Annotated in this window: 11 protein-coding genes; 9 read left to right on the top strand and 2 right to left on the bottom strand. The window is 64.5% G+C overall.

Annotated elements, in window-relative coordinates; genetic code table 11:
- Nucleotides 1-195 precede the first annotated feature (195 nt).
- A complete protein-coding gene (locus ACFHPP_RS29985; RefSeq protein ID WP_437166894.1) occupies nt 196-405 on the bottom strand; it encodes a DUF2934 domain-containing protein in 210 nt (69 codons plus the stop codon).
- Between the two features lie 151 nt (nt 406-556).
- Here ACFHPP_RS29985 and ACFHPP_RS29980 point away from each other — a divergent pair, with 151 nt between their 5' ends.
- The 8 genes from ACFHPP_RS29980 to ACFHPP_RS29945 all read left to right on the top strand — a co-directional run bounded on the left by ACFHPP_RS29980 (nt 557) and on the right by ACFHPP_RS29945 (nt 5968).
- Nucleotides 557-784 (top strand): hypothetical protein, encoded by a 228-nt coding sequence (locus ACFHPP_RS29980; RefSeq protein WP_437166893.1) that lies wholly within the window; start codon nt 557-559, stop codon nt 782-784.
- On the top strand, nt 756-1100 hold the full coding sequence (locus tag ACFHPP_RS29975; RefSeq protein ID WP_437166896.1) for a response regulator transcription factor: 345 nt from the start codon (nt 756-758) through the stop codon (nt 1098-1100). Before ACFHPP_RS29980 ends, ACFHPP_RS29975 begins: the two co-directional genes overlap by 29 nt.
- Nucleotides 1101-1685: 585 nt before the next feature.
- Nucleotides 1686-2096 (top strand): response regulator, encoded by a 411-nt coding sequence (locus tag ACFHPP_RS29970; protein ID WP_437166892.1) that lies wholly within the window; start codon nt 1686-1688, stop codon nt 2094-2096.
- 173 nt (nt 2097-2269) lie between these two features.
- Complete coding sequence (locus tag ACFHPP_RS29965) at nt 2270-2551, top strand: hypothetical protein (protein WP_437166891.1); 282 nt, start codon at nt 2270-2272, stop codon at nt 2549-2551.
- A 382-nt stretch (nt 2552-2933) separates the two neighbouring features.
- Complete coding sequence (locus ACFHPP_RS29960) at nt 2934-3359, top strand: hypothetical protein (protein ID WP_437166890.1); 426 nt, start codon at nt 2934-2936, stop codon at nt 3357-3359.
- Nucleotides 3360-3783: 424 nt separating this feature from the next.
- On the top strand, nt 3784-4743 hold the full coding sequence (locus ACFHPP_RS29955) for a replication protein RepA (RefSeq protein WP_437166889.1): 960 nt from the start codon (nt 3784-3786) through the stop codon (nt 4741-4743).
- A gap of 189 nt (nt 4744-4932) precedes the next feature.
- A complete protein-coding gene (locus tag ACFHPP_RS29950) occupies nt 4933-5631 on the top strand; it encodes an AAA family ATPase (protein ID WP_437166888.1) in 699 nt (232 codons plus the stop codon).
- Nucleotides 5597-5968 carry a hypothetical protein gene (locus ACFHPP_RS29945; protein ID WP_437166887.1) on the top strand — a complete coding sequence of 124 codons (372 nt, stop codon included), beginning with the start codon at nt 5597-5599 and terminating at the stop codon, nt 5966-5968. The genes ACFHPP_RS29950 and ACFHPP_RS29945 overlap by 35 nt, the downstream gene beginning before the upstream one ends.
- A 214-nt stretch (nt 5969-6182) precedes the next feature.
- On the opposite strand, the gene ACFHPP_RS29940 is transcribed toward ACFHPP_RS29945, so the two are convergent.
- The gene (locus ACFHPP_RS29940) at nt 6183-6494 is read right to left on the bottom strand and encodes an NAD(P)-dependent oxidoreductase (protein WP_437166895.1); all 312 of its coding nucleotides are present in this window, start codon (nt 6492-6494) and stop codon (nt 6183-6185) included.
- 77 nt (nt 6495-6571) lie between these two features.
- Between ACFHPP_RS29940 and ACFHPP_RS29935 the strand changes: the two genes are divergently transcribed.
- Nucleotides 6572-6975, top strand: a 404-nt coding sequence (locus ACFHPP_RS29935) for a YrrC family ATP-dependent DNA helicase (RefSeq protein ID WP_437166886.1), incomplete at its 3' end; no start/stop codon positions are given.

The raw sequence follows: 6975 nt of genomic DNA, 5'->3' as shown, positions 1-6975 counted from the left end.
CGAGATGCGATTGAGGACCGGCATGACGTTCGACCCTGCTATCGGCGCGAGCTTGCGCGAGGACACAGGAGACAACGCATCACAGGCCGTAAATCGCCAACGGATTTTCTTCGTGATTTCCAGGCACGATTGAAGCAACACCAAATAGCCGCCCGACGCCGTTGCCCCTGGCACCAGGATGGTGGGACGGCGCGACTAGGTCCGGTGGTGGCCGGCCTGCGCCGGGGGATATGCGGCGTGCGTTTCGGCTTCTATCCGCTCGCGGGCTCGATGCCAGTATTCTTCCTCCCTGCCCTCCGGCCGGCCCTCCAACTCCCAAAGCAGGAAGGCCCGCTCGCGAATGGCCTGCTCAAGATCCTGCTCCGCTTCAGGGTCCGGCCGGGCACTGTTCACCGCATCCGACATGCTGACCTCCATGACCGATAGCGCGAGACTCGAGTCTTGGATCTTCGCGCGGTGCTCTCAAGGGCCACGGACAAGTGTGTGGGGAGACAGGGTTCGATCCTGGTGGGGCCGCCGTTCATATTGCATAATAAGAACATTCTGGGAGGCGTCCATGATCAACCGCGCGAGCTCCACCTTCACCGTCAAGGAAGCCGGCGACGGCCAGCCCGACCGGCCCTTCATCCTGTTCGAGCCGAAGGGGGCCGACATCCCGCAGCTTCGCGGCATGATGATCACCTTGGAACTGCGGCCCGGCGCCACCTACGACAAGGCCAGGGCACTCTGCGCTTCGATGCAGGCCAAGGTGTTGGATCTCGTCGTCCAGCCGGCACCTACCTAGCCGGCGCCCAGGCTGGACTTCCGACGCCGCCTATGACGCCATCCTGCTCGACCTGGGCCTGCCCGACGGTGACGGCCGCGACCTTTGCCGGCAGCTGCGCCAGCGCGGCCTGCGGATCCCGATCCTCCTGCTGACCGGCTCGGCCGGGGAGCAGGACCGGCTCGACGCCCTGGATTGCGGCGCGAGCGGCCACCTCATCAAGCCGGTCGGTATCGCCGCCCTGCTGGTGCGTCTGCGGTCCCAGTTGCCGGTGTTCGACGGTGCGGCCGCTGCCCTTCCCGCCGCCGGCAGGCACCTCGGCAACGCGCGACCCTGATCGCGATCACGTAGAGCCGACAGCCCGTAGCCAGTCCGGGTTCGCCTGCCGACACAGGCATCCTGGCCATCACCGCACGCCCCTGCAGCGGCCTATGGCGGCGCCGCACGCTTATGCTGCGGGAGGTTCCGCCAACTTCCGTGCCTGCGGCAGGAACCGCCGCACCAGATCGAGGAAACAAGCTTCGCTTCAAGGCTCGAGATCACCTCGACCGGCGCCGCCAAGGGCGACGGCGGCGCCCGCTCATCGCTCGACAGGTCTCGGCATCCGGTGCTGACAATCACCGGCACCGACATCTAACCTAAAGCGTCTGGATCACACTGGCCATCGCCTATGGGCATGTTCAGGTTGAGGCCCTCCCCCGCGCACCCTCTGAAGACGCTGAATCACATAGTATATTTGGCCGGTCTTGGCGGTTCCTTGTCTCGAGTTCTTGCCGCTTCCGCTCATCTACTGCTTCACCCTTGCGTCAGAACATCAGTGACAAGCGCGGGCATGTGCCGGCGTCCAAACGAACTTGCACATAAACCGCTTGATGACAGTTGGCTTTCAACCCATGAGCGGAGGAGGGCTGGAAGAGAGGTCATGGCCATGGACGTCCTGTTGGTCGAGGACAACGAACTGCTTCGCGAAACGCTTGAGGAAGAACTGGGTGAGGCCGGATTGAAGGTCCTCGGCCTGGCCTGTGCCGAGGCGGCGCTCTCCGCCGTCAATGACAACACTGCCCCTCCCGCGGTGATCGTGACGGATGTGCAGCTGGGTCCTGGCATGAACGGTCTCATGCTCGCGGCGGAGCTGCGCCGCCGGTGGCCAGAAGCGAACATCCTGGTGATGACCGGCGAGGCGGCAAACCTCGCCGGGATGAGCGATGGTCAGCGTTCTTCCTGCTTCATCAAGCCCTTTGAGCCGGCCCGGCTGACCGCCGCCGTGATGAAGCTGATGGGCGCTGCTGGATCCGAAGCCTCGCCGCGCAAATCTTGTGGTTCGGCCCGTTAAGCTCCGGCCGCATCGGTGCGCCAACCATGCCAGAGGAGGCCGCACTGGTGACCCCGCACACGACAACCGTAAACCTCCGCGCTCCCCTCCCCGCCCCGCGCATCGGAACCAGTCCCGCATTCGTCGGGAGTGATGTGAGGACGGCCACTGCGGCGCGCCCTATATGCACCGACATGACCCTGCCCGCCGACCAGCCTTCGCCTGCCAAGCCCAGGCTGACAGCCGAGGCGCGCCGTGCCCACGCCGACGAGCGGCTGAAGATCATCCGCCTCCGCATGCTGATTGGCCGGGCGCTGAGCGACCAAGATCTGACCACACCCGCCGCGATCGGCGCCGCACTTGAGATGCCGGCTGGCGAGGCCGTTGCGCTGCTGAGCCGGAAGCAGCGGCGCGATGGCGATCTGGCCCCGTTGGAAGCGGTGGCGAGCCGGCTCGGGCTTCCGGACCCGACCTGACTGCAGGGTCTCCAGCCGATTGCGTGGAAGCAGGTGACGCCGATCCTGACCTCGCCGGCTATGGCCTCGCGCCACTGCCGGCGGCGCTCGCGGCCGCTAATGATTTCGACGCGTTTGATGGGCTTCGACATAGGCGTGCGCCCAGGCCCTTCGGGCTACGCCGGGTGCCCGGTCAAAATGGGGGGCGCTCCAAGCTGCGCCTGGTGGCGATCGGCCAGGCGCACCGCCTGCGGGGCCACAGCCTCGACCCGCGCCACCCGGCGGCCGCTGCGCGACCGCGCCTGCTGCTGATCGGCTTCGCCGCAGCGCTGCGGCGGTCGGAGCTGGTGGCGCTCGGCCGCGCCGACCTGCGCCCGGTGCCCGAAGGCGTGGTGCTGGCGCTGTGCCGCGCCGCGCGAAGACCGACCCCGACGGCGCCGTCACCGAGGTGGCGCTGCCGCACGGCCAGCACGAACTCACCTGCCCGGTGCGGGCCGTGCAGAGCTGGCTGGCGGCCGCCGGGATCGTAGACGGCGCGGTGTTCCTCCCCGTCACCAAGGGCGGCCGCGCCACCGCCAGCCGCCTGTCCGACCGCGACGTGGCGCGGGCGGTGAAGGCCGCCGTCGCCGCCGGCTTCGCCACCTCGGCCGCCTGCGCCGGCGTGCCCGAACACGCCATCATGCAGCAAACCCGCCACCGCTCCGCCGCCGTGCTGCGCGGCTATGTCCGCCGCGGCGGACTCTTCCGCAACAACGCCGCAACCAAAGGTTGGGCTATAAGGCGGACGGACGGCGGCGGCGGCGCCTGCCGCTATCGCCCGCTAGTTTGACACCGCCGTTAGAACCGCGCCGCCCCTCTACGCCGGAGGCTCCGGCTGAAGCAGGGTTGGACTACTTGCTGGTAAAGTCCCCGCCCTAGCGGCGAGCAGCCGAGGAGTACTGGTTTAAGGTCCCTACCCTGCCAACAAGCTTCGCATGCCGGCCTGTGCCCACGCACCTCGATTCGGGACTCCATCGGGGACTCTTGCAGCACGCAGCGGGGACTATACCAGCGCTGTGGCGGGGACTCTTCCAGCGGAAAGCGGGGACTATACCAGCAGGCGGCTTGCGAGTGCCGGTTTGCAGAATCAGAGGGTTGCAAGGTTATCCCGGGGACTCTGCCAGCACACTACTAAGCTAATAGATTCACTAGTACCGCGCTGCTGGAAAAGTCCCCAGCGACAGGCAGGGGCCGCATGGGCAAAACTGCAGACCATGAGCAACTTGCACGACCTCATCGAGACGCAGGGGAAGGCTGCGGCTCTCGCCGGCGACTATTCCCGTAGCGTCGTCGAGGCAGCATCGTCCTACCTTGCCGATGAAGATGGCGGGATCGGCTTCCTCTACTCCGGCTGGTGCCAAGCCGCCCTGCCGCATCGTCGCTTGCCCGACGGTCAGGTCTGGCAAATTGCTAGTGAAAGGGTGCGATTAGCTGTCGAGCCTGGCCTTCAACCAGGCCCCTCGGGAGATCTGGTGGCAGGAGGCGTACCCTATGGCAGCCGGGCTCGTCTAATCATGCTCTACCTACAGTCGGAGGCGCTCCGGACTGGCTCTCGTGAAGTCGAGCTAGGGCGCAGTCTCCGCGATTGGCTTGGCCGAATGGGCATACCCCAGGGGGGCAAATCACAGCGTGAGGTCCGCGAGCAAGCGGATCGTATCGCACGCTGCCGCTTCACCTTCCACATTCAGGCCCCAGGCGGCCGCATCGGGCTGGTAAACCAGAACATTGTGGACAGGGCCATGTTCGAGCCGCACGCCGATCTTGAGGGCGGCACACTTTTCACTGAAACCTGCAAGCTCAGCGAAGGCTTCGTCGAGGCGCTGTGCCGGCATCCCGTGCCGGTAGAAGAGGCGGCAGTGCGGGCCATCAGCAACAATAGCGCAGCGCTTGATGTCTATGCTTGGCTCGCCTACCGCCTCCATGCGTTGGAGAAGCCCACCTCGGTCAGTTGGCCAGCACTGAAGGCCCAATTCGGGCCAGGTGTCTCCCGCATGAACAACTTCAGGGCCGGCTTCCTGGAAAGCCTACGGCTGGTTCTCGCGGTTTATCGCCGGGCGAAAATAGAAGTGGAGGACCGCGGACTTGTCCTCCACCCATCCCTACCTCCGGTCGCGCCTAGGCTGGTGCAGGGACGGCGCCTAAGCGCTACCATTAACCGCAAAATCTTTTTTTAAGCCGCAGCCTGAGCTCGGCTAACTGGGGACTTTACCAGCACCCCGGAGCCTCGCTCACCGCCCTACAACAACCTCTTATCAATCTAGATCCGTCTAGTTGAGAAAGTGAGTATCTAGACTGGACTGGACTGTTGCAGTCCTGCCTCCACTCGCGTAGGCTCTGCCTGTCTGGACCAGAGGGAGCTAGACATGATTATCGCCGTCGGCGGCGAGAAGGGCGGCGTAGGGAAGACCACGCTGGCTTTACATCTCGCCTATCTGCTGACCAGAAGCGGCCAAGACACGTTGCTGGTGGATGCTGATCCTCAAGGGACCGCCAGTACCTTCTGTGCGGCCCGAGATCAGGATGGGGGGCAGCCGCGGATTCAGACTGTCATGAAAACGGGTGCTGGCGTGGCACGATCCGTCCGTGACCTAGCGGCCAAGTTCGAGCACATCGTGATTGATACTGGTGGCAGGGACACGGCAGAGCTGCGCCAAGCCATGCTGGTGGCGGATCAGGTCGTGCTGCCCATCAACCCGACTGCATTTAACTGGTGGACCCTGGAGCGGATGGATGACCTGGTCGGGGAGATCACCCTGCAGAACGAAGCCCTTCGGGCTTTTGTCTTACTCAACAACGTGCCCAGCAACTGGACGCTAACCCAACAGGTCGTCTCAACGGCCGCCGAAAAAATCGAGGCGAGTGGGTTCAAGCACCTCGGCCGCCTGCAGGCCTTCCTCATCAACCGGAGCGTTTATGGGATGAATGAGGAGGTTGGCCGAACCGTCTTCGAGCCGCGGTTGAAGGACGGCAAGATCGACGAGAAGGCCCAAGCTGAAATGAAAGCCTTTTTCAGGGAGATTTTCGGCGATGACAACGCCGCCCAAGTCAACACGGCCGCCTAAGCCAAAGCGCGACCTAAGCTATATCGACAGACCAGAGGCTCACGCGATCGTCGCCGGCGCCGTTGGTGATCAAGACCGCCCACTGCTGTCAGCAGAGAGCCAAATGGTCCCAATGCAGCCAGCGGCGCTGACCCTCGCTGCGCGCCCGGCAATGCGGAAGGGGATCGCGCTGAAGGTGCCCGACGAAACACATGCGCGGCTTGTGAACCTCGTAAAACATGGTTTTGGCGCGTCAATGCAGGACATCATCAGCGAAGCGATTGAGAAACACCTCAGGGAGGAGGAGGAGCGTCTGCGGCGGGCCATCGAGTTTGGCGTTGTACGTCGGCGAGTTTAGTTTGTTACAGATAAGACAGCTCCAGAACGCACTCAGCTCGACTAGCATAGCATAGTCTAGTCTAGACGATCTTCGGATGCGGAGGTGTGTGTGTGTGTCCAGCACGGGCAAACGGCGTCGGAACTCGGAAGCGCGATCTGAAAGAGCCGGCCCAGGACGTTAGCCAGCTCGTTGGCCATTTTAAACCGGATCAGTAGCCCCGCAGTGGATGGACCTAGTTTAGCGCGGAAGGCTTGTACCTGATCGCGCGCAGATTGACGAACAGGATGTCGATGGCGCTGTCGTTGTAGGGTTGCGGATCGTCGGAGGGGACGTGTGGCACGTGCGGCACTTGTAGCAGACCGGGCCTGCGCCACAGGCGATGGCCTGTTGGCATCGATTCCGGCACGATGACTTCTGTTAGGATACCGCCCAGGGCGCCTGGCCTCCAGCGCATCACATGCCGCGTCCTGGTCCCATACGGCCCACGCGCGATGTTCACCAGGTAAGCGCCGTGCGGTACCAGCCCGATGCACCGGCGGTCGATCGACCGCCGTCGCCGGCGTCGAAATTTGGATCCATGGTGAAGACAGCTGCGCCTAATCCAATCTACATGAGGTCGAAATGATTCTACCGGTGCCCGCCGGTGCCGCGGTCGCCAGTTGTGGGCCTTCGACGGAGGCGCTGGCTGGGCTGGTGGAGCGGGTCACCTTCCACAACGCCGACAGCGGCTTCTGCGTGCTCCGCGTGAAGGTGCGCGGGCAGCGCGACCTCGTCACCGTAGTCGGCCACGCCGCCACCATCGCCGCCGGCGAGTGGGTGCAGATGAGCGGCACCTGGACCAACGACCGCACCCACGGCCTGCAGTTCAAGGCCGCCTTCCTCAAGGCCAGCCCGCCCACCACCCTGGAGGGGATCGAGAAGTACCTCGGCTCCGGCATGATCCGTGGCATCGGCCCCGTCTACGCCACGAAGCTGGTCCGGGCCTTCGGCGAGGCGGTGTTCGACCTGATCGAGCACGAGCCGGC

The organism is Falsiroseomonas sp. E2-1-a20 (assembly GCF_051433195.1).
GTDB lineage: Bacteria > Pseudomonadota > Alphaproteobacteria > Acetobacterales > Acetobacteraceae > Falsiroseomonas.
This window is presented reverse-complemented; position numbering and strand designations above follow the sequence as displayed.